The organism is Polaromonas sp. P1_F2, from assembly GCF_056405735.1.
Map to the genome: position 1 here is coordinate 330133 of NZ_JBFUBN010000004.1, position 22365 is coordinate 352497.

Genomic DNA, 22365 nt, shown 5'->3' on the forward strand with positions numbered 1-22365 from the left:
GTGCGAGAGCACGCAACAACAATGCACGCTGACCTGGCTTTGAAAATGATGGCCGATCTTTTCTGGATGGGCTTTCTGGTGTGCCTGCCCGTTCTTGGATTGACCATGCTGATTGGCTTGCTGATCAGCATCGTTCAGGTGGTGACGCAGGTGCAGGAGATGTCCCTGACGTTTGTCCCCAAGCTGATGACCGCCGGCATCGCGCTTGTCGTATTTGGTCCCTGGATGCTGCGTAAGCTCAGCACCTACTTTACTCAGCTGTGGGCTGGCATTCCTGCCATGTTCTAGCCGGGCCGACAAGCGTGATTGCCGAACTTGAAGCTGGCTGGTCCTGGGCTTCCCGGGCATGGGCGTTGCCGCCCCTGGAGGCAGTCATTCTGCTTTCAATACGGGTTGCGGGGGTCTTTGTCCTGACGCCGATTTTCTACGCCATGCCAATCCCGACGACGGTGCGGGTTCTCATGCTCCTGTCGCTGTCATTCGTCATTGCGCTGGGCTTTGCGCCAGCGGCAGGCGGCCAGGCCGTTGATAGCGCTTCGATGTTGACGTCCGCCCTGGCGGAGCTTGCGTTGGGTGCAACTCTGGGTCTTGGCGTGCTGCTGGCGTTTGCGGCTTTTGACATCGCCGGGCGGTTTCTTGACATCCAGATCGGGTTCGGCATCGCACAGGTGTTTGACCCCGTTACCCGGCGCCAGGTGCCTATCCTGACCTCTGCATTCAACACTTTCGCCGTCCTGCTGTTTTTCCTGCTGGCCGGCCACCATGCCTTGCTACGGGGCATCGCATTCAGCATTGAACGTTTCCCGGTAGCGGTCCAATGGTCCGCGGCCTACGGCTTATCCGCCATGCTCAAGCAGGTGGGAGCCTTGTTCACGCTGGGATTCGCTCTGGTGGCACCTGTTGTGTTTTGCCTTTTTATGGTGGAAATGGCACTTGGCGTCGTTGCGAGAAACCTGCCGCAGATGAATATGTTCGCCATCGGCATTCCCGTGAAAATCGTTGTCGGGCTGGTCACGCTGTCTCTGTGGTTTACCGGCGTAGGCGGCGTCATGACCCGGGTTTACCGGGAGATCTACACGACCTGGAATTCCATGCTGTCCATGGATGTTCCCCGAAGCGCGGTGACGCCGGAGGCTGTCCATGGCCGATGAGCAAGATCTCGATCGCAATGAGGCCGCAACTCCTTTCAAACTTCTCAAAGCGCAAGAAAAGGGGCAGGTCGCCAAAAGCGCGGAAGTCATCTCGGCGCTGGTATGGACGGCGGCCGCCGTTTATCTGACCTGGAAGGGCTGGGACAGCGTCAGGGAACAATTCATCTTCGACCAGAGCCTGTTGCTTCGCATGGCGGGGCTGGACCCCGATGGCGGGGCGCTTTGGCCGCTCGCATCCCGGATGGCCATGGAAGCGATGAGCCAATTGCTGCCTTTTTTCACCGTCATCATGCTTGCGGCGGTTCTCGCCAATGTGGTGCAAACGGGCCCGATGTTCACGACGGAACCGATCAAGGCGGATTTCGACAGGCTCAACCCGGTCAATGGCTTCAAGAAGGTGTTTTCGATGAGAACCCTGTTCGACGCGGCCAGGGCTTGCGTCAAGCTGGTTCTTCTTGCCGCGGTTTCCTACTTTTCGCTCAAGAGCCTGGCGCCGCACTTTTTCGGGGTCGCCAGCCTCTCCCCGCTGGCCTACCTTCGCACCTTGCTGCAGGATGCGGCGTCACTGAGCATCAAGATGGCCTTGCTTCTGGTGATGATCGCCGCCGTGGACTGGATGTACACGCGGCGCGAATTTTCCAAAAAAATGAAAATGAGCCGCCGGGAGCTCAAGGATGAATCAAAAAGCCGGGAGGGGGACCCCCGAATTCGTGCGCGGCTCAGGGAGTTGCGCCGGGAGGCCCTGAAGCGGACGTTGACGGTGCGCAACACCAAAAATGCCGATGTGCTGCTGACCAATCCTACGCATGTGGCGGTGGCCCTGCGCTACAGGCATGGGGAAATGTCGTCTCCGCAAATGGTGGCCAAGGGCGCGGGCAAGGCCGCGGGCGCCATGAGAAAAATAGCAAGCGAGAACAACATCCCCATTGTGCAAAACCCCGCGCTGGCCCGCAGGCTGTTTCGCGAGCTTGCCGTGGAACAGCATGTGCCCCAAGCCATGTATGCCGAAGTGGCCCGGATCATTGTCTGGGTCTTCGCCATGCGCGAACGGCGGCAAGGGATGGCCGCCGCGTGAAGGCCCTGCAGGGTTTCCTGGCCAAACACAGCGACATCGTGATGGTGCTGCTGGTGCTGGGCGTCCTGGTGGTATTGTTTGCGCCGATACCGAGTCCGCTGCTGGATTTCCTGATCCTGTTGAACTTCAGCTTCGCATTTTTGATATTGATGCTGACGTTCTATATGGCGCGGCCCGTGGAATTTTCGACCTTCCCTTCGCTGCTGCTGATCGCCACCCTGTTCCGGTTGTCGCTGAACGTCGCCGCGACCCGCCTGATCCTTTCGGACGGCGACGCCGGCCGGGTGATCGCCGCCGTGGGTTCTTATGTCGTCGGGGGAAACTACGTCATCGGCCTGATCATTTTCCTGATCCTGATCGTCGTCCAGTATGTGGTGATCACGAGCGGCGCGCAGCGCGTCTCTGAAGTGGCCGCCCGGTTCACGCTGGACAGCATGCCCGGCGCCCAGATGAGTGTGGATGCGGACCTGAACATGGGCTTCATCGACCAGGCTGAAGCACAGCGCCGCCGCAAGAACATCGAGAAAGAAGCGGCCTTCTACGGCGCGATGGACGGCGCAAGCAAATTCGTCAAGGGCGATGCGATTGCGGGCATTCTGATACTGCTCATCAACATCGTGGGCGGCTTGCTGATCGGCATCATGCAGCGCGGGTTGCCGTGGAGCGAGGCGCTCAAGACCTACACCTTGCTGACCATCGGCGATGGAATCGTGACCCAGGTGCCCGCGCTGGTCATTGCGTTGGGGACCGGGATTATCGTCACCCGGTCGGCCTCGGACGCCCACCTGAGCAAAGAGGCTTTGCGGCAGATTACTTCATTCCCCAAAACGCTTTTGCTGGTGGCCGCGGCCCTGGCCGGCCTGTTGGTGCTGCCCGGCATTCCGGCGATCCCCACGCTCATACTGCTTTGCCTCTCGGGGCTGGCCGCCTGGATGGTGTATCGCGGGTCGCGTGCGCAGGCCGGCGCCGCTGCGCAGGCGGCGGGACCGGAAGGCAAGCCGGCGGAGGCGACTGATGCGGGCGGCAAAGACGATCCATACGCGCACCTGACGGTCGAACCCATAGAAGTCCAGGTGGGTTCCCGATGGGTTCCGCTGGTGAACGACAAGGGCGGCTCGTTTCTCGAAAGAATCGCCGCCTTCCGCCACCAGCATGCCCAGGAACTGGGCCTTGTCTTGCCGCGCATACGCTTCAAAGACGCGCCGCGCCTCGGGCCGGACCGCTACGAAATCTACCTTGACGGTGCCCTCAACGCCAAGGGCGAGGCGCGCGCGGACCGGCTGCTTGCGATTCACCCCCAGGGTGACGTGACGGCCATTGCCGGGGAGGTCACCAAAGATCCCACGTACGGCCTGCCCGCCATCTGGATAGAGGAGTCGCAGCGGGATGCCGCCGTCCGCGCGCGCTTCACGCTGGTGGATGCCCCCAGCGTTTTCATGACGCACCTGACGGAGGTTTTGCGGCGTGAATCCTCCACGCTGCTGACCCGGGCTGAAACCGACCGCCTGCTGGCGCGGGTTCGGCAAAACCAGCCTGGCCTGGTTGAAGAGCTTGTGCCCACGGTTCTTTCCATCAGCGACATCCAGAAAGTGCTGCAGAACCTGCTCAGGGAGAAGGTTTCGATACGGCACATGGAGGCGATCCTGGAGACCCTCACGGACGCCGGGCGGCAGTCCAAGGAAACCGGCTACCTGACGGAGATCGTGCGCCACAGGCTGGGATCCGCGATATGCCAGGGTTTGCTGGGCGAAGCCAATGCGCTGCACGTTCTCACACTCGATCCGGCCATTGAAAGCCGGTTCCTCCAGGGCGTGCAAAACTCGCGCGCGGAAGGTTCGGGGCAAGCCGCGGGCCAGTTTGTCCTGGAGCCGCAAATGGCTGAAAAATTCATCGGCAAGCTGGTGCAGCAGGCGGAAAAGATGATGAAAAGCAACCTGCTGCCGGTGCTGCTCTGCTCACCCGAGCTGCGCCGGCATGTGCGTGCCCTGTCCGAGCGGGTGATGCCGCACCTGCGTGTGCTGTCCATGGCCGAGATTCCGCACAACATCGAACTCAAGTCGTATGGCGTGGTGAGCTTCTAAACAATCCAGCCTTTCCCGCCCACAATCCAACCCAGACCGATACAGCATGACCAACATCCTCGCCATCGCCTTGCAAAGCATGCACCAGGACAGCGTCCGCCTTGAAAAGGTCGGCATGAACCTGGCCAACGCATTGACCACCGGCTACAAGCGCGAAGTGGTCTCCGTCCAGCCCACCCCCTATTCACAGCTGGGCGCGTCCTTCACCGCGCAGGTCAATGCGCTGGCCCTGCAGGCGGACGCGACCGGCGGCACGCTGCAGGCACAAACGGATTTTCGCCCCGGCACGCTCAAATCCACGGGGCAGAACCTGGACCTCGCGCTGGCCGGCGATGGTTTTTTCGAAGTCGCCACCGTATCGGGACCGGCGTACACGCGGCAGGGATCCTTTCACCTGGACGGCCAGGGGCGGCTGGTGAATGCCCAGGGCTATCCGGTGATGGGCAAGGCCGGCGCCATCTTCTTGAAGACGCCCAATCCATCGATTGATTCACGCGGCTATGTTTTTGAGAGCCTCGCGCCCGGCACGGCCGGTTTTGCCGCCAATCGCGCGGCGGGCCAGGAGCCGGTTGCCCAGCTCAAGGTGATGCAGTTCGAAGCGCCGCTGGCGCTTCAGCATATCGGGGAGGGCATGGTCGCCTCTGAGAGCCCGGCCGGCATGGTGAATGACGTGGATGTCCAGGTACGCCAGGGCTTTCTCGAAAACTCCAATGTTTCGTCGATGCAGGAAATGGTGCAGCTGATGCAAACCATGCGGCATTTTGAGTCCATGCAAAAAGTCGCGACGGGTTACGACGAAATGATGGGGACCGCGATCCGAAAACTCGGCGATCTCGCCTGAGCCGTTTTTTTAGTACACAAACCAGAGGAGTTCTATGTTCGACGCGCTTTATATCGGTGCCACCGGAATGCAGGCCCAGCAGATGAATGTGGACACGATCGCCAACAACCTGGCAAACGTCAACACCACGGGTTTTAAAAAAGGCCGGTTGACGTTCTCCGACCTGGTCACGCGTTCAGCCACGCCGCTGCCGTCGGCCAATGCCGGCGCGCCGGCCGGCCTGCTGGACGCGGTGAACCGGGTCGGCGCAGGGGTCGGCATAGGCGGCATGGCCAAACTGTTCGACATGGGCGACCTCAAGAAAACCGAGTCCGCGTTCGACGTCGCGATTGAAGGCGACGGTTTCATGGAAGTGACCATGCCCGACGGGTCGCAGGCGTATGCGCGCGGTGGCACGCTGAGGGTCAACAAGGAAGGCATGCTGGCCACCCAGGCGGGCTACGCGCTCAAGCCCGGGCTGAACATTCCCGACAACGCCCAGGCTTTGCTGGTCGACCCGGACGGCACCGTGCGCGTGCGCCTGGCCAACCAGGCCACGCCCGTGGACATCGGAAAAATTGACCTGGTGCGGTTTTCAAATCCGCAAGCCCTGCTGGCGCAAGGCGACAACCTCTACCGGCCCACCGAAGCCGCGGGCGATCCTGTTGTCGGCAAGCCCGGGGAAGAGGGCCTGGGCCGGCTGGCCCAGGGATTCCTGGAGGGATCCAACGTCAAGCTGGTCGACGAGATGGTGAACCTCATGATCGCGCAGCGTGCTTACGAAGCCAGCGTCAAGGTGGTGCAGGCCTCCGACGAAATGCTCGGCATGGTCAATTCACTGCGCCGGTAGAACGCGCCCATGCCTGTTTTCCGTTCCCGTTTTTTGCCTTCCGGCGCCGGCACGGCAGGCCTGTGCCTGTTGGTGCTGGCCACCCTTGCTCGGCCGCTGCATGCGCAGATGCCTGCGAGCCTGGCGCGCATCAGCCTGCCGGACCATGTGCAGGTCAGTCAGAGCGATGTGCGCCTGGGCGACGTTGCCAGCCTAGCCAGCCCGGACCCGGTGACCTTGCGCCGCCTGATGGACTTGCCGCTGGGCCGCGCGCCGCGTGCCGGCCAGTCCTTTGTGCTGGAGCGCGACGTGCTTGCACGGTGGGTACGCAGCCATGCGGGCCTTCAGGGCGACCAGATCACCTGGCAGGGCGCGGCATTCACCGACATCAGCCTGCGCAGCCGCGACATACCGGGCGACGACATCCTTACCCTCGCTGACAAGGCCTTGCGGCGCCAACTGGCCGGCCAGCTGCCGGCCGGCACCCGCATTGAATTGCAGCCGGTGACTTTGCCGCGGGACCTCGCGGTGGCGGATGAACAGCTGGAACTCAACCCCCGCCCCATGAGTGGTACGTCGCTGGCGCCCCGGATGACGGTCTGGATTGATGTCGGCAGCGCCGGCAAGGTACAAAGATCGGTGGCTGTCGTTTTTGAAGTCGCGGTCTATGGGCCGGTGGCGGTCGCAGCACGCGATATCCCGACCGGCGCGTCTCTCTTGCCCGGCGACGTGGAGGTACGCGAACAAAACATGGCGGCGGCCGCGCCCTCCCAGAAAAATCCTGCCCGTCAATTTTCGGACGGCCAGCGCCTACGCCGCCCAATCCGGGCCGGCGAAACTTTGACAGCGGCTCATACCGAAGCTGTTCCCGACGTGGTTCGCGGGAGTTGGGCTGTACTCGAGACGCGCCAAGCGGGCCTGAATGTGCAGAGTCGCGCCGAAGTGTTGCAGGACGGCCGCGCAGGCCAGATGGTTCAAGTCAAGCCCGTCAATGCCACCGCCAGTTTGCTGGCCCGTGTCGCAGGCCCGGGCCGTGTGGAGATGTACCCATGATTTTCCGGAATTCAAAAACTGGCGACAACTTGCGGGTCAGCCCCGCGTTTGCGCGTGGGGTGATGCTGGCGCTGATGCTGTGCTCGTGGGCGGGCCTGTCGCACGCGCAAGGCGTGAGCCTCTACGACGAAAAAACCTATCGACCCTACACGGCCGACAACAAGGCCTTTCGTGTGGGCGATGTCTTGACCGTCCAGGTCTTTGAAAACTCCAGCGCCAGCAGCAGCGCGGACACCGACACCCGCAGGAAAAACAGCCTATCGGCGGATCTGAGCCACCGCGGCGATACCAAAGCCCAGACCAGCGTCAACACGGCCGGCGACTTTGACGGCGGTGGCCGCACGCAGCGCGCCAACCGGCTGCTGGTCACGTTGTCGGTGACGGTGCGTGAGGTGCTGCCCAACGGCGATCTCGCGGTGACGGGCGAGCAGATGCTGACGGTCAACCAGGAGCCGCAACGCGTCACGCTGGAAGGGCGTGTGCGGCCCGTGGACGTGTCCGACGGCAACATCGTTCTTTCCACCCGGCTGGCCGACGCGAAGATCACCTATGTGGGCGAGGGCGACATTGCCGAACGCAACCAGCGGCCCTGGTGGCGAAAATTGCTCGACTGGACGGGATTCTGAACATGGCGCTCACGCTCAAGCTCACTTCTTTTCTGCAGCCTAGAAACCGGCGCGCCCCCGGGCTTCATGCCTTTGCGCTGCTGCTGTGCGGCGCGCTCTGCTTCGCCGCGCCGCAGTCGCATGGCCAGACCGGCCTCATCCGCATCAAGGACCTGGGCAAGCTGCAGGGATGGCGGGACAACGCACTGACGGGAACCGGTATCGTGACCGGCCTCGCCGGCACGGGCGACTCGCCGACGAACCGCGCCACCCGGCAAGCCTTGTCCAATGCGATGTCGCAGTTCAACCTCAGCGTGCCGCCCGAACAGATCCAGAGCCGGAACGTGGCCGTGGTCATGGTCAGCGCCTCGCTGCCGAGCTTTGCCCGCCCGGGCGACACCCTGGATATCACGGTGTCTTCCACGGGCGATGCGCGCAGCCTGGTCGGCGGCAGCTTGTTGCAGGTGCCGTTGAAAGCGGCGAACGGCCGCATCTACGCGCTGGCGCAGGGGCCGCTGTCGGTGGGCGGCTATCGCTATGACTCCAACGGCAACGTGCTGCAAAAAAACCACCCCACGGTAGGCGCCGTGCCCAACGGCGCGACCGTCGAGGTCGGCACGGCCAAAGCCCCGGTGGAGCCCGGCTCCGCTGGCGCCGCTGTTCCCAACGTCACCTTTCTGCTGGCAGAGCCGGACTACACCACAGCGAACCGGATCGCCATGGCCATCAACACGCAGCTGGGCGCCAACCTGGCGCAGGCGCGCGATGCCTCGGGCATCGACATCGACGTGCCGCAAAACCAGCGCGGCAGCCTTGTGGCTTTCCTGTCGCGCCTGGAGTCCGTCACGGTCGAACCCGACAGGCGCGCCAAGGTGGTAATCAATGAACGCACGGGCACCGTCGTCGCGGGTGGGGATGTGCGCATTGCCAAAGTGGCCATCACCCACGGCGACCTGAAGATCGCCATTACCGAGCAAAACAGCGTTTCGCAGCCTTTCTTCATCGGGGAAGCCGGGCCCGGCGTGCGCACCGCCCTGGTCAGCAACACCCGGATTGACGTCGATGAGCGCAACAGCCCGGGTTTTGTGGCCGGCCAGACGACGGTGGCCGACCTGGTCCAGTCGCTCGCCAAGCTCAAAACCAATACCCGCGACATCATCTCCATCCTGCGCGCCATCAAGTCCGCCGGCGCCCTCCACGCGGAACTCGTCGTCCAATAGCTTCGCCTTTCAGCCATACCAGCCAGGATCAGTCAAAGGTCACACTCATGTCAAACAGCATCGAATCCATCACGACGGCCGCGCTGTCACTTGCGCTGGACGCGGCCGCAGCCAGGCAAAAAGTCATTGCCGGCAACATCGCCAACGCCAACACGGAAGCCTATGTGCCGCAGGCCCTGGATTTTGAAGGCCAGCTCGAACAGGCGCGCCGGACCTTGCGCGAGCACGGGCGGCTGGACGCGGCGGCGCTGGGCGATATGAAATTTCGCCAGCACCCCGTGCTTCGCACCGACGGCCAGCCGGCGCGCGTGGAATTGGACGTGGAGGTCGGGAACATGGCCCGGAACGCAGTCCAGTACCAGGCGCTCGTGAAAGGCCTTTCGCGCCACCTCGCCATGCTTTCGTCGGCCGCGACGGAAGGCAAAAAATAATTCGACCGATCCTCCACGCAGGAACCAGCACCCATGGATTACTCCGATTCCTTTGCCATCAGCGCCGCGGGCATGAGCCTGGAGCGCACGCGCGCCGATGTGGCTTCGCTCAACCTTGCCAACGCCAACACAATTCAGAGCGCGGACGGGCCCCAGTACAGGCCGCTTCGCGTGGTGGCCCGGGCCGCCGCGATGGCGGCGTCCGGCTCGCCGGCATTCGCCGATCTTTTCAGCAGTGGTGTGGGCGGCGCGGGCCCGGTTGGCGCGCCGGCCGTGGTGTCGGTCGAACCGACCGACCTGCCGCCGCGCATGGTCTACGAGCCCGGCCATCCGCTGGCCAATGACAAAGGCTTTGTGGCTTATACGGGTGTGGACAACGCGACCGAGATGGTGACGCTGATGAGCGCCATGCGTTCCTATGAGGCCAACGTGGCGGCGATGAACGCGGCGCGCACCATGGCCTTGAAGGCGCTTGAAATCGGGGGCGCGTGATGAGTACCGACATGATCGCGCCGGTCCTTGCGGCAACAAGCTCCAGCGTTCCGCAGCTCCACCCACTGGACCAAGTCCCGCAAGGGGCGGGCTCCTTTGGCGCCCTGGTGACGCAAGGCCTGCAACAGGTCAACGAACAACTGCTCGCGACGCAGGGCGATCTCCAGGCGCTGGCCGTGGGCGATGTGCAGAACCTGCACCAGGTGATGATCCGCATGGAAGAAAGCCGGATTGCCTTTCAGCTGATGATGCAGGTCCGCAACCGCTTGCTCGAAGCGTACCAGGACGTCATGAAGATGCAGATATAGCCCGCGCCCCCGCGCAAATCCGTTTTATAGAAGAAAGCTGAAAGCAATGATCGATTTCTGGAAAGGGCTCGCCCGGCCGGCTCGCGCGCTCCTGGTGGGCGGGCTGGTCTTGTTCCTGGCTGCCGTGGTCTTTTTTGCCTGGTGGGCTTTCAGGGTGGAATACCAGGTGCTGTTCTCCGACCTGAAACCCCAGGACGCGCTCGCGATGACGGCGGAGCTCGACAAGCAAAAAGTGCCCTATCGCCTCGGTGACGGAGGCTCGACAATCCTCGTCGACAAAACGCAGGTGCATGCGACACGGATCAAGCTGATGGGCAAGGAAATCCCTTTGCAGGGCGTGGTCGGGTTCGAGCTGTTCAACAATACCGATTTCGGCATGACCGAGTTCGCCCAGAAGATCAACTACCAGCGGGCGCTCCAGGGCGAGTTGACGCGGACCATCCTGTCCCTGGCTGAAGTCAGCGAGGTGCGTGTCCACCTGGCGCTTCCGGAGCAAGGCCTGTTCAAGCAGGCCAGCAGCAAGCCCAAGGCCGCCATCACCCTGACGCTCAAGCAGGGCCAGAACCTGCGCCCCGAACAGGTCTTCGGCATCCAGCACCTGGTCGCCTCCGCCACGCCTGGAATGACCATGGCCGACGTCGCCGTCGTCAATCACCAGGGGGTTGCACTGAGCCGCGTGGCCGCCAATGCCGAAACCGGCGCGGCGCCCGGCAGCAGTTCGGCCCGGCTCGATCTCAAGAAGGAAACCGAAGACTACCTGGCCCGCAAGGCGGCGCTGGTGCTGGACCAAAGCTTTGGCGCAGGGCAGGCACTTGCCAGCGTCGACGTTCTCCTGAACATGGACCAGATACGCATCACCACCGAAGAAGTCATCCCCGCGAGCGGGCGGGAGAACAAACCACCCGCCGGCGTGATGGTGCGCGAACGCGAGTCCGCGCGCGATGCCGGGGTTGCGCCGCTGGATGCGCGTCCCGGCACCGGTGCGAACGGCAGCATGCAGCGGGAGGTGGAATACCAGGTCGGGCGCAGGGTCGAACAGGTGGTCAGCCAGCCCGGCTCGATCCGCCGCATCCAGGTGGTCGCAGTTGTCCGCAAGGCCCTGGATGCGGGCGACGAGGAGCTGACGCGAAAAGTCATTGCCGCGGCGGTGGGTGCTTCGCTCGAACGCGGTGACACCGTCGTTGTCCAGAGCCTGAAGAGCGGCGCCATTCCCCTGCCGGCGGCACCCGGGGTGGAAGCCGGCGATGCGCCCGCAGGCCCGTCGGTCGCGGTGCAGGGCGACATGCCTGCGCCCGTGATGGCCATAGCGGGTTTGCTGCTGCTTGTGTTCGGCGGTTTGGCCTGGTTCCTGCTGCATAGGAAAAGAGCCCGGCCTCCCGCGATGAGCGAGGAGCAGAGGCAATCGGCTTTGCGCCAGGTCCGCGCCTGGATGCAGCAAGAGTCACCGCCCGCCGGACTGAAATTGTGAATCTGGAAATATCCTCTGCCGCGCGGCAGGCTGCGCTGACATTGCATGCGATGCCGCCGCAGGATGCCGACTGGCTGCTGCGGCAACTCCCGGCCCCCGAAGCCGCCGAGCTGCAATCCTTGCTTGAGGAACTGCGCACTCTGGGCATACCTTCCGATCCCGGTCTTCTGGACGCCTTGCGACAAAGCCATGAGGCGCCTCGGGAGGCAGCGTTCGCGGGCAGGGCCGGCACCGGTGACCTGTCCCTTGAAGCCATCAAGCACGAGCTCGACGGCGCGCGTGTGGAGCTGCTGCTTCCCATCCTGAAACCGGAGCCGGTCGCACTGTTGGCTTTCCTGCTTTCCCTGAAATCCTGGTTGTGGGCCGATGCCTTGCTGGCGGCGCTTGAGACGCACAGGCGCCTGTCGCTTCGATTGCAGCTCGACAGCTTGGGCTCCCGCACCGGGGCCGACAACGCCCAGGCCGCCCGCTTGCAGCTTGCGCTGTTGCGGCGCCTGCTTGAGCGCTATCAGAACGCCGAAGCTTGCGCACCCTCGCGAAACGAGGCCGGCGCCCACCCCGGCGGTCTTGAGCGCTGGTGGCGGGAGCGGCGGCGGTTCTGGTCCAGCATCGTGGCGCCCATGAAGGTCCACAAGTGAACGCCGACAGTTTTGTCATCAGAGGCGTCGCGGAAGGCGCGCCGCTGGAGTTGCGCGGGGCGCCACGCGTTGGCGCGGCCTCGCCATTGCAGCGATCGGGTTCCGAGAAACCGGTGCCCGCCGCAGCCGGCCGGGGACTTCCCGATCCTGATGCGAACCGCGAACAGGCGCGGCAGGAGGCGCATGCCGACGGCTATGAAGCCGGCAGGGCCCAGGGGGAAAAAGACGGCTATGAGGCGGGCCTCAAACAGGCCCTGGAGCGCTCCGCGCTGGAACACCGCGCCGCCCTGGAAAGCAACCGGGCCGGCCAGCAGAAGCTGGCCGACGCCCTGGAAAAAATGCAGCAGATGGCGGAATCGGTGGCCCGGCAGAAAGCCGGCTTTCTGGAAGGCGCCGAGGACGACATGGTGGCGCTGGTTTTTGAGGCGTTTTGCCGGGTACTGGGCGAAACGGCGGCAAGCCGGGACATGGTGAGGTCGGGCGTCGTGAATGCACTGGCCCATTGGCGGGGCAAGGCGGCGCTCGAAATTCATGTCCACCCGGAAGACCTGAAGTGGCTGGAAGGCGACAAGGATTGGTCGACTCGAGTCGCTGCGCATGCGCACCACACGATCCGGTGGATGGCCAATGCGGAGCTTGCCGTAGGGGGCTGCATGTTGCGCTCGACTGAGGGCGCGCTCGATGCCCGGCTCGACGTGCAGGTCGAGGCCTTCAAAACCATGCTGCTTCAGACCCGGGCGGCGCGCCGCACGGAGGACCCGGCATGAGGGCCAATCCGGGCGCCGCCCCGATACCCGGTCCGGGGCTGGGCGCCTATTCGCAGGCGCTCCAGGAGCGGGAGTTGATGAGGCGGATAGGCTGGGTGCGCCAGGTCCAGGGTCTGGCCATCCAGGCGCAGGGACCTGACGCCACGGTCGGCGAGTTGTGCCGGATCCGCCCCCGCCTGGCGGCGCACAGCCCGCCGGCACGGGGCTCCGCCAGCGGCCTGCCTGCGGAAGATGCCGGTGTCCTGGCCGAGGTGGTGGGCTTGCATGCCGGCCACGTCACACTGCTTCCCTACGGCTCGCTTCAGGGTGTCAGCGCCGGCGCCGAGGTGGTCGCGCTTGGCCGGACATCGACGTTCGGCGTGGGGCCCGCCCAGATCGGCCGCGTGATAGACGGTTTCGGCGAAGCCCTGGATGGCGGCGCGCGGCCGGCCACGGTCCGCGGCGTCCCTTTGCACGGCGCGCCGGTCAATCCCATGAAACGCCCCCCGGTGGCCCGTATCCTCGAGACCGGCATCCGGGCGATCGACGGCCTGTTGACGCTCGGCCAAGGCCAGCGGGTGGGAATCTTCGCGGGAAGCGGTGTCGGCAAAAGCACCTTGCTCGGCATGATCGCGCGCCATGTCAAAGCCGATATCAACGTTATCGCGCTGATCGGCGAGCGAGGGCGGGAAGTCCGGGACTTTATCGACAAGCAGCTGGGCCCCGAGGGCCTGCGCCGGTCCATCGTCGTGGTGGCCACCGCGGACCAGCCCGCGCTGGCCCGCATTCGCGCCGCCCACGCGGCGGTCGCCATCGCCGAACACTTCAGGGAACAGGGGCAGCAGGTCTTGCTCACCATGGACTCGGTCACAAGGCTTGCGATGGCCCGCCGTGAAGTCGGGCTCTCGGCGGGTGAGCCTCCCACGGCCCGCGGCTATACGCCCTCGGTATTTTCCGAGCTGCCGCAGCTGTGCGAACGCTTCGGCACTTCCGACAGCGGCGGGGCCATCACGGCCCTCCTCACGGTTCTGGTGGAAGGCGACGATTTCAACGAACCCATTTCGGACAACCTGCGCGCCATCCTGGACGGCCATATCGTGCTGTCGCGCGCGCTGGCCCACACCGGCCAGTATCCCGCCATCGATGTCCTGCAAAGCACCAGCCGCCTTCGCGCGGACCTGACGGATGCGGCCGAACGCGAACTGGTCAACCGCGTGACCCGGCATGTGTCGCTGGTGGAGCGCAATCGGCAGATGGTGGAGATCGGTGCCTATGAAGCCGGAACCAACCCGCTGCTGGACCAGGCACTGCGGCGCGACACGGTGCTTCGGGAATGGATGACGCAGCGCGACGGCGGCTTTGACCGGCCTCGCGCGCTGGACCAACTGCGGGCCTGCATGGCCGAGGATGCGGCACTTCCGGCCGCGGCGCTGGGCGCCAAAGCAGGAGGCTCGCGTTGAACCCGCCGGGCAACGGCAATGCCGGCAAAGGCGATCTCCGCGGATTCAAATATCCGTTGGAGCCCCTGGCCAGGCGGGCCCAATGGCAACTCGATGCGCTGAACGGAAAACTCGTCAAGGTGCAGCATCAGCTGGCCTCCGCGCGCGCCGAACTGGGCGCCATCGAAGGTTTGCACCAGCAGGCCTGCGAGAAACTCGGACGGCAACTCCAGGTGCGCCTGGATTCCTCCAGGCACCAGGCCGGGCTGCTTTATCTGGCCCAGCTGCAGACATCGATGAAGAAGCTTCAAGCGCATGTAGCGGCGCTGGACAAGGCACGCACCGACTTGCTGCAGCTGTGCCGCGCCGCCGAGGTCCGGCTTGAAGGCCTGCGGTCTCACGAATCGGGTGTCATTGCCATCTACGTGCGCGAGCAGTCGCACCTTCACGCGGCTGAAGCCGACCGGGACTGGGCCATGCGCGAGACGTTCAACAAGGCCCTGGCGACTCCACCGGCTGAACCGGGAGCCGGCGCGTGAGCTCCCCCTTGTTTCCGCTTCGCGAAGACCCGGGCGGGCTGTACCCGGCGGCCAAGGCCGGGACCGGCCCTCGGCTTGCCCCTTCCGGCGACCAGCTGCAATCCGCCGGCGCCTGGAAGCGGGAAATGGAGCAAGCGCAACGGGACACCTGGTTCAAGCCGGGGCAAGCCGCGGCGCGGGCTGAAGGGCGGCCCGAAGGCGTGGCCGGCCCATTCCGCCTGGATCCGGTCCGGCCGCACCCGGCCCTGTCAAACCGTGCGGTGAGGGCGGACAGGCGCGTGGCTGAGTCGGGGCCCCCGGCTCCCCGTCCGATGTCGAATCGCTCACCTGGAATACCGGCACCTGCCCGTGCGCCCCGGCCCGAAGCGGGCCGCCTGCCTGCCACGGATATACGGTTGGCCAGCCTGGCGCTTGCGCTGGCGGGTGTTTCGCGCCTGAAAGTGACGGGCCTGAGACCTTCCGTGGACGCCGATGAACTGACGGCGGATGCGCTTCCTGCGCCGATGGGCCCGACCCCGCAAAGCGAGGGAGACAATCCGGATCCGCAGGCGATACGCCTGCATGCCGAATGGCACGGGCCGGATGTCGTCGTGTGGCTGGGCATCGACGCCCGGGCCGAAGCCGGAGAAGCGCAGGTGGCGCAACTTCTGACCCAGATCAGGGCCTGCCTTCAGGAGCAGCGAAGCAGGCTCTCCAGGCTGGTCTGCAATGGCAAGACCGTTTTTGAGATTCCTTCCTTCTCCGTTTCAACCTTGTCCTATTTCACCCCGCCCAAGGAGCTTTCATGACCATCTCCGCAATCAGCGCCCCGCAAAGCAGTTCCTCGCCCAATTTGCAGGCCAGCAGCCTCGGGCTTCAGGACTTCCTCAAAGTGCTGTTGACCCAGCTCTCGTACCAGGACCCGCTCAAACCCATGGACAACCAGGAGTTCATGGCCCAGATTGCCCAGTTCACCAGTGTCGAGCAGACCCAGCAACTCAACACCAAAATCGAAACCCTGATCAACAATCAGGCCGCCTTGCAGTCGGTGGGGCTGATCGGGCGCGTCGTCGACGCCACGACGGCATCGGGCACGCTGACGGGTACCGTCACGGCGCTGTCCCTGCAGGGAAGCTCACCCTCCCTCAGCGTCAAGACCGCTTCGGGGGCGGTTGTCGACGGCGTCAGCATCAGCCAGATCGTCGCAGTGCGATAGCGCGGGATATGAACGGTACAACCGGAGACCACAATGCTTGATTCGATCTATGTCGGAATGACCGGCCTGCTGGGATATTCCAAGGGTTTGCGGGTGATCGCGAACAACACGGCCAACCTCAATACGCCGGGCTTCAAGGGCTCCAGCCTGCAGTTTTCCGATCTTTTTTATTCCAACAGCAACCTGGCCAGCGGCAGCGGCTCGGGCAGTTACGGCGGCCTGGGTTACGGCCTGAACGCGGGATCAACCGTGCTGTCCTTCAAGCAGGGGGAAATCCGCAAAACCGACAATCCGCTGGACATGGCGGTCGACGGCCAGGGATTGTTCATCCTTCGGGACGCTGAAGGACACATCACCTATACGCGCGCCGGCCAGTTCAAGTTCAACGGCGCGGGCGTGCTCGTGAACCAGGCAGACGATGCCAAGGTCATGGGCCGCTCCCCCGAAGGTGGGCTGACTGAAATCAGCCTCTCCGGGCTGGCCACCAATCCGGGAAAAGCCACCGCGACCGTCAAGTTCAACGGCAATCTTTCAAGCACCGCCACCGACCAGACCGTGGGCGGCGTGCGCGTCATCGACGCGCTGGGCGGCGCGCATACCCTTAACGTCAAATTCACCAACACGGATGCAACGACCCCGGGAAGCTGGAAGGTTGACCTGCTCGAGGGCGCCGCGGTGGTCGCGACCCGCCAGATCATTTTTTTTGACGGCAAGCCCACCGCCGCAACCGCCAAACTCAGCATGACGTACACGCCCGCCGGGAGCAAAGCGATTCCGCTGGTGCTGGACTTCAGCACCGACGTGACCTCTTTTGCCTCGGGCAACCTGTCAACACTGGCCATGTCCTCGCAGGACGGCATCACGCCAGGCGCTTTGACCGAGGCCAGCTTTGATTCCACGGGGACGTTGGTGCTGGGCTATTCGAACGGCCAAAACATCAAAAGCACGCGGCTGGCCCTGGGCCGCTTCGACTCGCTGGATGCGGTGGGCACCGTGGGCGACAACCAGTTCAGCGCGCTGGACCCGCAACACTGGACCACAGGCAGCGCGGAGGAGGGCGGGTTTGGTTCGATCCGTTCCGCATCCGTGGAGATCGCCAATGTGGACCTTTCCCAGGAGTTCAGCGACCTGGTGGTGATGCAGCGAGGCTTTCAGGCCAGCTCTCAGGTGATCTCGACCGCCAATGAAATGCTGCAGGAACTTTTCGCGCTGAAGGGTAAATGATGCTGAATGCCAGTGCTGCAGGTCCCGTCCTGGTTTCCGAGGCGGACGCCGCTTCAAGGTTCCGGGTGCTCAGGGCGTTTTCGGCCGCCCAGCGCGAGCGCGTGAGTGCTGCCATCTCGGCGGCGCTTTCTCAGTGGCAAAGCGCATGGGACTGGCGCGGCGCGCGCACGGAAACCGGAAGTCTTCAAGTTCAGGTTTCTGATGCCGCTGATCCGGCGCATGCCGGGACCTGGAACAAGCCATGGATGGTGTGCGAGTTCGGCGACCACGGCGCCGGCTTGCCGAGCCTGCGCTGGCGTGCGGGCGATGGCGGGATGGCGCCCGGATTTCCCGTCGAGCGCTTTGCCGCCTACCTCTGGGGCGCATCGGACGAGCGGCAGTTGCCTGAACCTGCTCCGGCGCCGGGATCCATGGCCGCGGAGACGGCCTTGTCCATGTGGCGGGATTTCTGGCGGTGCTGGGCCGATGCATGCGCGCCGCGCCACGAAGACGCTGCGGCGCCGATGGAGATGGCGGTGCGCCCTGACGACCAGCCCGGGCCTGGTGAGTTTTCCGGAGTTTTGCTGCTTGAGTTCTGTGCCGCCGGCCTCCAATGGACCGTGGCATTGGACGCCGACAGCGTGGATGCCATTCTTTTGAAGTCCGGCGAAGAAAAGCCGGCCTCGCCGAAAACCTCCGGGCAGGCCGGCCTCGTCCGCATGGACGCCGCGCTGGGCCAACGCATGCTTGCGCTTGACGCATATTTGCGCCCATGCACCCTCTCGCTTGGCGCGCTCCAGAACCTGCGGGTCGGCGACGTCATTGCGCTTGAGCACCCCCTGGACCAGCCTTCGCAGCTCTTCTCGGAAAACCGCGAGAAAGTGGCCCATGCCTGGCTGGCGCAGACAAACGGTTTTAAATCGCTGGAACTCGCCGGCACGCAACCCTAACTGAGACCCAACGTGAATACAGTCGTCGGAAAAATGATGAATCTCCCTCCCCAAACTCCCGCCCATCCAGGCGCTGACCCCGACAAGCCCGACGTGTCGGCGCTCACCGTCCGCCCCATCACATTTCCCCATGCGCCGGCGAATGACAGGCACCAGCAGGCTGAGGAGGCCTCTCCCGGGAAAAACGGCTGGCGGCCCGAAGGCAATGCGTCCCATCCCCTCCACCAGGTGAAGGCCACACTCCAGGTCTATCTGGGATCGGCAACGCTCACCGTAGGCGAGCTGATGTCCGCCGCGAAAAACCAGTTGCTGGTGCTCGATCGGACGGTTGGCCAGCCCGTGGACCTGCTGCTTGAAGGCCAGGTGGTGGCGCGCGGACAGCTGGTCGCGCTCGATGACCGTTTTGCGGTTCGCATCACCGAGTTGCCTCTGCCGCTGGACCTTCAAGGCGGCTCACCGGCCGGCGCCAAGCCATGAGATTTTCCGGCGTGTTGTGGGGGGCTCAACGCGGCGGGTCGGCTGCGCCGGATCGGCCCCCCCGCTTTTTTCGCATCCTGCAATCAGTGGCGGCATGCCTGCTGTTCAGCCATGCCGCTGCGTACAGCCAGGGCGTGGCGGCATCCGCGCCAAGTTCTTCCGCTTCCTCCGCCGGCGCCCCCGTCGTTTTGCCAAGGACGATTCCGTTCAAGCAGGACTCGACGCCCGCTTCCGGGGATCAGAGTCCCTCTTCGGCGGTCATCGCCCTGGCCTTGTTGTCCGGCCTTGCGGGCTTCGCGTTTTGGGCATGGCGCAAGCGCGCGCAGGCCTACGGCGCGGGAAGCGCCGGGAAGGGTTTGAGCTTGTGGGGCCTTACACCGGCCAAAAAAAACCTTCTGCTCCATGGCACGACGCGCCTGTCGCCCAGGCACAGTGTCCACGAGGTCGAATGGCGGGGCCGCCGTTTGTTGATCGGATGCGCGGACCAGACCATGACCTTGCTGTCCGAGCGCGTGCTGGCCGAACCACCCGAGGGAGCCGCGCCGGACCATCCGCATGCGGCGGTGGAGGAAAAGCCATGACGCGCCCGCCTGCCGGCATTTTGCTGCGGCGGTGGATCGCGGGCCTTGTGATGGGCGCCGCATGCTGGGCGGGGGTGAACGCGCAAACGACCGATCCGGCGGTGGAAAGCGCCCAGAGCACCGAAGCGCCGGACGCCCGGAGCCCCGCCGGAGAATCCGCCGTCCAGCTCAAAGCCAGCCAGGAGCTGTCCGCCACGCAGGCGCCCGCTGCGGCCACCCGCTCGCGTGCGCCCGCGCCCGCGGCCCCCGCCGCAGGCAAAACACCCGCCACGGAAACCTCTCAAGCCCTGCGTGTCGTGCTGGGCTTGACGGTGCTGGCGATACTTCCGGCGATGCTGGTGTGCCTGACGAGTTTCCTGCGCATCATCATCGTGCTGTCCATGCTGCGCCACGCCATCGGCATGCCCGAGACGCCGCCCAACACCGCCTTGATCGGGCTGGCCTTGTTCCTGACGATGTTCACCATGTCGCCGGTGCTGCAGAAAATCAACGCGGATGCCTTCGAGCCCTTCATGGCAGGAAGGATCAGCATGGAACAGGGCTACGGAAAAGGTGTCGGTCCGCTGCGTGAATTCATGGTGCGGCAAACGCGCGAGGCCGATCTGGCCCTGATGGTGGAATTGTCGAAGGCGCCGGTTCCGCAGTCCATGGAAGACATCGGCAACATCCAGCTGATTCCCGCCTTCATGCTGTCCGAGCTGCGCGCGGCGTTCCAGATCGGTTTTGTGATCTTCCTGCCCTTCTTGCTGATCGACCTCATTGTCTCGAGCATCCTGATGGCTTTGGGGATGATGATGATGCCGCCCACCACCATCGCCCTGCCGATCAAGATACTGATGTTCATCCTGGTGGATGGCTGGAGCCTGCTGCTCAAGGCGCTGGTCGGCAGTTTCCACTGAACCTTGTCCCACATGTCGAAGACCGCAAACAACCAGCCCACCCAGTCCACGCTTCCCGTGGGCCCGGGAAATGACGAACTGGTGTTGTGGCGGGGATGGATAGACCAGCGTGATCCCGCGGCCCGCGAGAAACTTCTTTCCATGCACTTGCCTTACGCGCGCATCGTCGCCGCAACTTTTTACGCGCGCCGCACGCATGACGAGGTGGAGTTCGACGACTATCTTCAACTTGCCAGTGTGGGGCTGCTGGAGTCCTTCGATCGTTATGAGCCGTCGTTGGGGGCGCAGTTCAGGACTTTTGCCGCTCGCAGAATGCAGGGCTCAATCCTTAACGGGCTTGCCCGGTTGACGGAGAAGAACCAGCAGATCGCCATTCAGGGGGAGTTGCGGCGCGAACGCCTCAACGCAGCCAAAGCGGCGGCACTGCAGAAGCTGGATCCGGCCTCGGCGGCGAGTGAAGGCGCTGAACTTCCGGAAAAAATGACCGACCCGAAGTTCCTGTTCTCCTTTCTCGCTGAGGTCGGCATGAGCCTGGCCCTGGGTGTCATGCTCGAAGGCACCGGCATGATAGACGCCGAGTCGTTCAATTCGGAGGCCAGCGAAGTTTCCGCCGAGGTGAGCTATTTCAAAAAAACCGAACTGCAGCGCTTGCAGCAAACGCTTGCCAATCTCCTCAAGGGACTGACGGAACAGGAACGGACTGTCATCCGGTATCACTACCTTCAGGAAACTTCGTTTGAAGACATTGGAAAAATGCTGGGCGTCAAGCGAAGCCGTATATCGCAGATTCACCACCAGGCGCTACGGAGTTTGCGGGACGGTTTGACGCGGCAAAGTTGCGACGTGCTGGCCTAGGCCGGCCTTTTCGATGGCTACATGGACATTTATTGATGAACAACGACCTCTCCCCTGAAGCTGCGGCCATGATTTCCGCCGCGCTGGCCCGCCTTGACCGCCTCGAGGGTTATCTGAAAACCGATCCCGGCAATCCACAGTTGCTCGCGGAGGCTTTTGACCTGTCCTTGCGATGCAGGCAGTGGGACCGGGCCGCTTTCCATCTGCGTCACGGCCAGGCGCTTCAGGCCGATGTCCTGTCGTGGCGCCTGAAAGAGGGCGATCTGTTGCTTGCGCAGGAGCTCTACCCGGAAGCCAGGGCTGCGCTCGAGGTGTTGCAGCATGTCGACCAGGCTCCCCCGGAGTTCAAGGCCGTGGTTTTGCACAATCTCGCCTATATCGAGTTCAGGCAGGGCCGATACACAGAATGCGTTTCCGAGTTGGCCGAATACATGGAGAGCTTCACCGGAGCGGCGCCGCCCCTTCCCCCGGAGGGCACCGAGCGCGCTGTGGGCGCCGCGCTGCCGTGGCAGTTGCTGCAGCAGCTGTGGCTGCGATCCCTTCATCGCACGGCCGAACTGGACCGCGCCTGCAACTGGGCCCGGGAGGCCGAAAAGGCACAAGGCCTGGAAGCCGGCGCGGCTGCGATCGCCAGTTTGATCGCCATTGACGCGGGGGACATGGCCAGTGCGCAGCGCTGGGCGGATATGGCGCTGCGGCATTCGCAATCGCAAAAACCGCCGGGCCTGCTTCCCACCGAAGTCTTCGTCACGCAATTGACCCTGGCCCTCGGCGCGCGAAAAGCGGACGACGCCATCGCCTGGGCGGACCAGGCTTTGCAGCTCAATCATTCGGACGGCCGGGCATGGTCGGGGCGGGCGTTTGCCTCTTTGTTGAAAGGCGACCTGAAGCGGGCCCGGCAGGATTTCGCGCGCGCGTTGCAGGGCATGCCCAGCCACATCGGGACCTGGCACGGCCAAGGCTGGGCGGAGTTGCTCGATCACGACCTGGACGCCGCACAGGCCAGTTTTTCCACGGCCCTTGAGATGGACCGGAACTTTGCTGAAAGCCATGGCGGCATGGCTGTCGTGCTGGCGCTCAAACAACGGATCCAGGAAGCGAGGCAGCACGCGGAGCGTGCGATAGGCCTGGACAAAAACAATATGTCGGGGCGCTATGCCGAGGCTTTGCTCAATGGGGAAGTGAAGGACGAAGTCGCCATCCGTAAACTCGCGCAGCGGCTGCTTGCAGGCCGGAAGAACATGCCCGGTGTGAGCGTTCCTGATTTCACGGGGAACTCACCGCAGGATTAGCTCCGCTAGCCGGCAGGG

Annotated in this window: 26 protein-coding genes; all 26 read left to right on the top strand. The window is 64.1% G+C overall.

All coding sequences use genetic code 11. From position 1 onward, the window contains the following. Positions 1 to 21: 21 nt before the first annotated feature. The 26 genes from AC1D0O_RS11210 (at position 22) to AC1D0O_RS11335 (ending at position 22347) form a co-directional block, all read left to right on the top strand. Positions 22 to 288 carry a flagellar biosynthetic protein FliQ gene (locus tag AC1D0O_RS11210; RefSeq protein WP_477653598.1) on the top strand — a complete coding sequence of 89 codons (267 nt, stop codon included), beginning with the start codon at positions 22 to 24 and terminating at the stop codon, positions 286 to 288. Between the two features lie 14 nt (positions 289 to 302). Next, complete coding sequence (locus AC1D0O_RS11215; protein ID WP_477653599.1) at positions 303 to 1151, top strand: flagellar biosynthetic protein FliR; 849 nt, start codon at positions 303 to 305, stop codon at positions 1149 to 1151. After that, positions 1141 to 2226: an EscU/YscU/HrcU family type III secretion system export apparatus switch protein gene (locus tag AC1D0O_RS11220; protein WP_477653600.1), complete on the top strand. Its 1086-nt coding sequence runs from the start codon at positions 1141 to 1143 to the stop codon at positions 2224 to 2226. The genes AC1D0O_RS11215 and AC1D0O_RS11220 overlap by 11 nt, the downstream gene beginning before the upstream one ends. A 41-nt stretch (positions 2227 to 2267) precedes the next feature. Further along, a complete protein-coding gene (flhA, locus tag AC1D0O_RS11225; protein WP_477653677.1) occupies positions 2268 to 4307 on the top strand; it encodes a flagellar biosynthesis protein FlhA in 2040 nt (679 codons plus the stop codon). Positions 4308 to 4353: 46 nt separating this feature from the next. Then, entirely contained in the window at positions 4354 to 5148 is a 795-nt protein-coding gene (locus AC1D0O_RS11230) for a flagellar hook-basal body protein (protein WP_477653601.1), read from the top strand. A gap of 34 nt (positions 5149 to 5182) precedes the next feature. Beyond that, a complete protein-coding gene (gene flgG, locus AC1D0O_RS11235; protein ID WP_477653602.1) occupies positions 5183 to 5977 on the top strand; it encodes a flagellar basal-body rod protein FlgG in 795 nt (264 codons plus the stop codon). 9 nt (positions 5978 to 5986) lie between these two features. After that, the gene (flgA, locus tag AC1D0O_RS11240) at positions 5987 to 7009 is read left to right on the top strand and encodes a flagellar basal body P-ring formation chaperone FlgA (RefSeq protein ID WP_477653603.1); all 1023 of its coding nucleotides are present in this window, start codon (positions 5987 to 5989) and stop codon (positions 7007 to 7009) included. Then, a complete protein-coding gene (locus AC1D0O_RS11245; RefSeq protein ID WP_477653604.1) occupies positions 7006 to 7635 on the top strand; it encodes a flagellar basal body L-ring protein FlgH in 630 nt (209 codons plus the stop codon). The genes flgA and AC1D0O_RS11245 overlap by 4 nt, the downstream gene beginning before the upstream one ends. Positions 7636 to 7637: 2 nt before the next feature. Further along, positions 7638 to 8834, top strand: a complete 1197-nt coding sequence (locus AC1D0O_RS11250) for a flagellar basal body P-ring protein FlgI (protein ID WP_477653605.1) — start codon at positions 7638 to 7640, stop codon at positions 8832 to 8834. 47 nt (positions 8835 to 8881) lie between these two features. Then, positions 8882 to 9265 (top strand): flagellar basal body rod protein FlgB, encoded by a 384-nt coding sequence (gene flgB / locus AC1D0O_RS11255; protein WP_477653606.1) that lies wholly within the window; start codon positions 8882 to 8884, stop codon positions 9263 to 9265. 33 nt (positions 9266 to 9298) lie between these two features. Beyond that, positions 9299 to 9757 carry a flagellar basal body rod protein FlgC gene (gene flgC / locus AC1D0O_RS11260; RefSeq protein WP_477653607.1) on the top strand — a complete coding sequence of 153 codons (459 nt, stop codon included), beginning with the start codon at positions 9299 to 9301 and terminating at the stop codon, positions 9755 to 9757. After that, positions 9757 to 10065 carry a flagellar hook-basal body complex protein FliE gene (gene fliE, locus AC1D0O_RS11265; protein WP_477653608.1) on the top strand — a complete coding sequence of 103 codons (309 nt, stop codon included), beginning with the start codon at positions 9757 to 9759 and terminating at the stop codon, positions 10063 to 10065. The genes flgC and fliE overlap by 1 nt, the downstream gene beginning before the upstream one ends. A gap of 46 nt (positions 10066 to 10111) precedes the next feature. After that, a complete protein-coding gene (gene fliF / locus AC1D0O_RS11270; RefSeq protein WP_477653609.1) occupies positions 10112 to 11533 on the top strand; it encodes a flagellar basal-body MS-ring/collar protein FliF in 1422 nt (473 codons plus the stop codon). A gap of 50 nt (positions 11534 to 11583) precedes the next feature. Continuing rightward, positions 11584 to 12171 carry a hypothetical protein gene (locus AC1D0O_RS11275; protein ID WP_477653610.1) on the top strand — a complete coding sequence of 196 codons (588 nt, stop codon included), beginning with the start codon at positions 11584 to 11586 and terminating at the stop codon, positions 12169 to 12171. Beyond that, positions 12168 to 12938: a FliH/SctL family protein gene (locus AC1D0O_RS11280; protein ID WP_477653611.1), complete on the top strand. Its 771-nt coding sequence runs from the start codon at positions 12168 to 12170 to the stop codon at positions 12936 to 12938. The genes AC1D0O_RS11275 and AC1D0O_RS11280 overlap by 4 nt, the downstream gene beginning before the upstream one ends. Further along, positions 12935 to 14377 (top strand): FliI/YscN family ATPase, encoded by a 1443-nt coding sequence (locus AC1D0O_RS11285; protein ID WP_477653612.1) that lies wholly within the window; start codon positions 12935 to 12937, stop codon positions 14375 to 14377. The genes AC1D0O_RS11280 and AC1D0O_RS11285 overlap by 4 nt, the downstream gene beginning before the upstream one ends. Then, positions 14374 to 14895 carry a hypothetical protein gene (locus AC1D0O_RS11290; RefSeq protein ID WP_477653613.1) on the top strand — a complete coding sequence of 174 codons (522 nt, stop codon included), beginning with the start codon at positions 14374 to 14376 and terminating at the stop codon, positions 14893 to 14895. Before AC1D0O_RS11285 ends, AC1D0O_RS11290 begins: the two co-directional genes overlap by 4 nt. Before the next feature lie 395 nt (positions 14896 to 15290). After that, complete coding sequence (locus tag AC1D0O_RS11295) at positions 15291 to 15683, top strand: hypothetical protein (protein WP_477653614.1); 393 nt, start codon at positions 15291 to 15293, stop codon at positions 15681 to 15683. Beyond that, positions 15680 to 16090, top strand: coding sequence for a flagellar hook assembly protein FlgD (locus tag AC1D0O_RS11300; protein ID WP_477653615.1), 411 nt, complete (start codon positions 15680 to 15682; stop codon positions 16088 to 16090). Before AC1D0O_RS11295 ends, AC1D0O_RS11300 begins: the two co-directional genes overlap by 4 nt. A gap of 33 nt (positions 16091 to 16123) precedes the next feature. Next, positions 16124 to 17314, top strand: a complete 1191-nt coding sequence (locus AC1D0O_RS11305) for a flagellar hook-basal body complex protein (protein WP_477653616.1) — start codon at positions 16124 to 16126, stop codon at positions 17312 to 17314. Further along, the gene (locus AC1D0O_RS11310; protein ID WP_477653617.1) at positions 17311 to 18243 is read left to right on the top strand and encodes a FliM/FliN family flagellar motor C-terminal domain-containing protein; all 933 of its coding nucleotides are present in this window, start codon (positions 17311 to 17313) and stop codon (positions 18241 to 18243) included. The genes AC1D0O_RS11305 and AC1D0O_RS11310 overlap by 4 nt, the downstream gene beginning before the upstream one ends. 12 nt (positions 18244 to 18255) lie before the next feature. Next, on the top strand, positions 18256 to 18720 hold the full coding sequence (locus tag AC1D0O_RS11315) for a FliM/FliN family flagellar motor switch protein (protein WP_477653618.1): 465 nt from the start codon (positions 18256 to 18258) through the stop codon (positions 18718 to 18720). Beyond that, positions 18717 to 19301 carry a flagellar biosynthetic protein FliO gene (locus AC1D0O_RS11320; protein ID WP_477653619.1) on the top strand — a complete coding sequence of 195 codons (585 nt, stop codon included), beginning with the start codon at positions 18717 to 18719 and terminating at the stop codon, positions 19299 to 19301. The genes AC1D0O_RS11315 and AC1D0O_RS11320 overlap by 4 nt, the downstream gene beginning before the upstream one ends. Then, positions 19298 to 20200, top strand: coding sequence for a flagellar type III secretion system pore protein FliP (fliP, locus tag AC1D0O_RS11325; protein ID WP_477653620.1), 903 nt, complete (start codon positions 19298 to 19300; stop codon positions 20198 to 20200). Before AC1D0O_RS11320 ends, fliP begins: the two co-directional genes overlap by 4 nt. Positions 20201 to 20281: 81 nt before the next feature. Further along, complete coding sequence (locus AC1D0O_RS11330; RefSeq protein WP_477653678.1) at positions 20282 to 21055, top strand: sigma-70 family RNA polymerase sigma factor; 774 nt, start codon at positions 20282 to 20284, stop codon at positions 21053 to 21055. 35 nt (positions 21056 to 21090) lie between these two features. Beyond that, complete coding sequence (locus tag AC1D0O_RS11335) at positions 21091 to 22347, top strand: tetratricopeptide repeat protein (RefSeq protein ID WP_477653621.1); 1257 nt, start codon at positions 21091 to 21093, stop codon at positions 22345 to 22347. Positions 22348 to 22365: the final 18 nt, after the last annotated feature.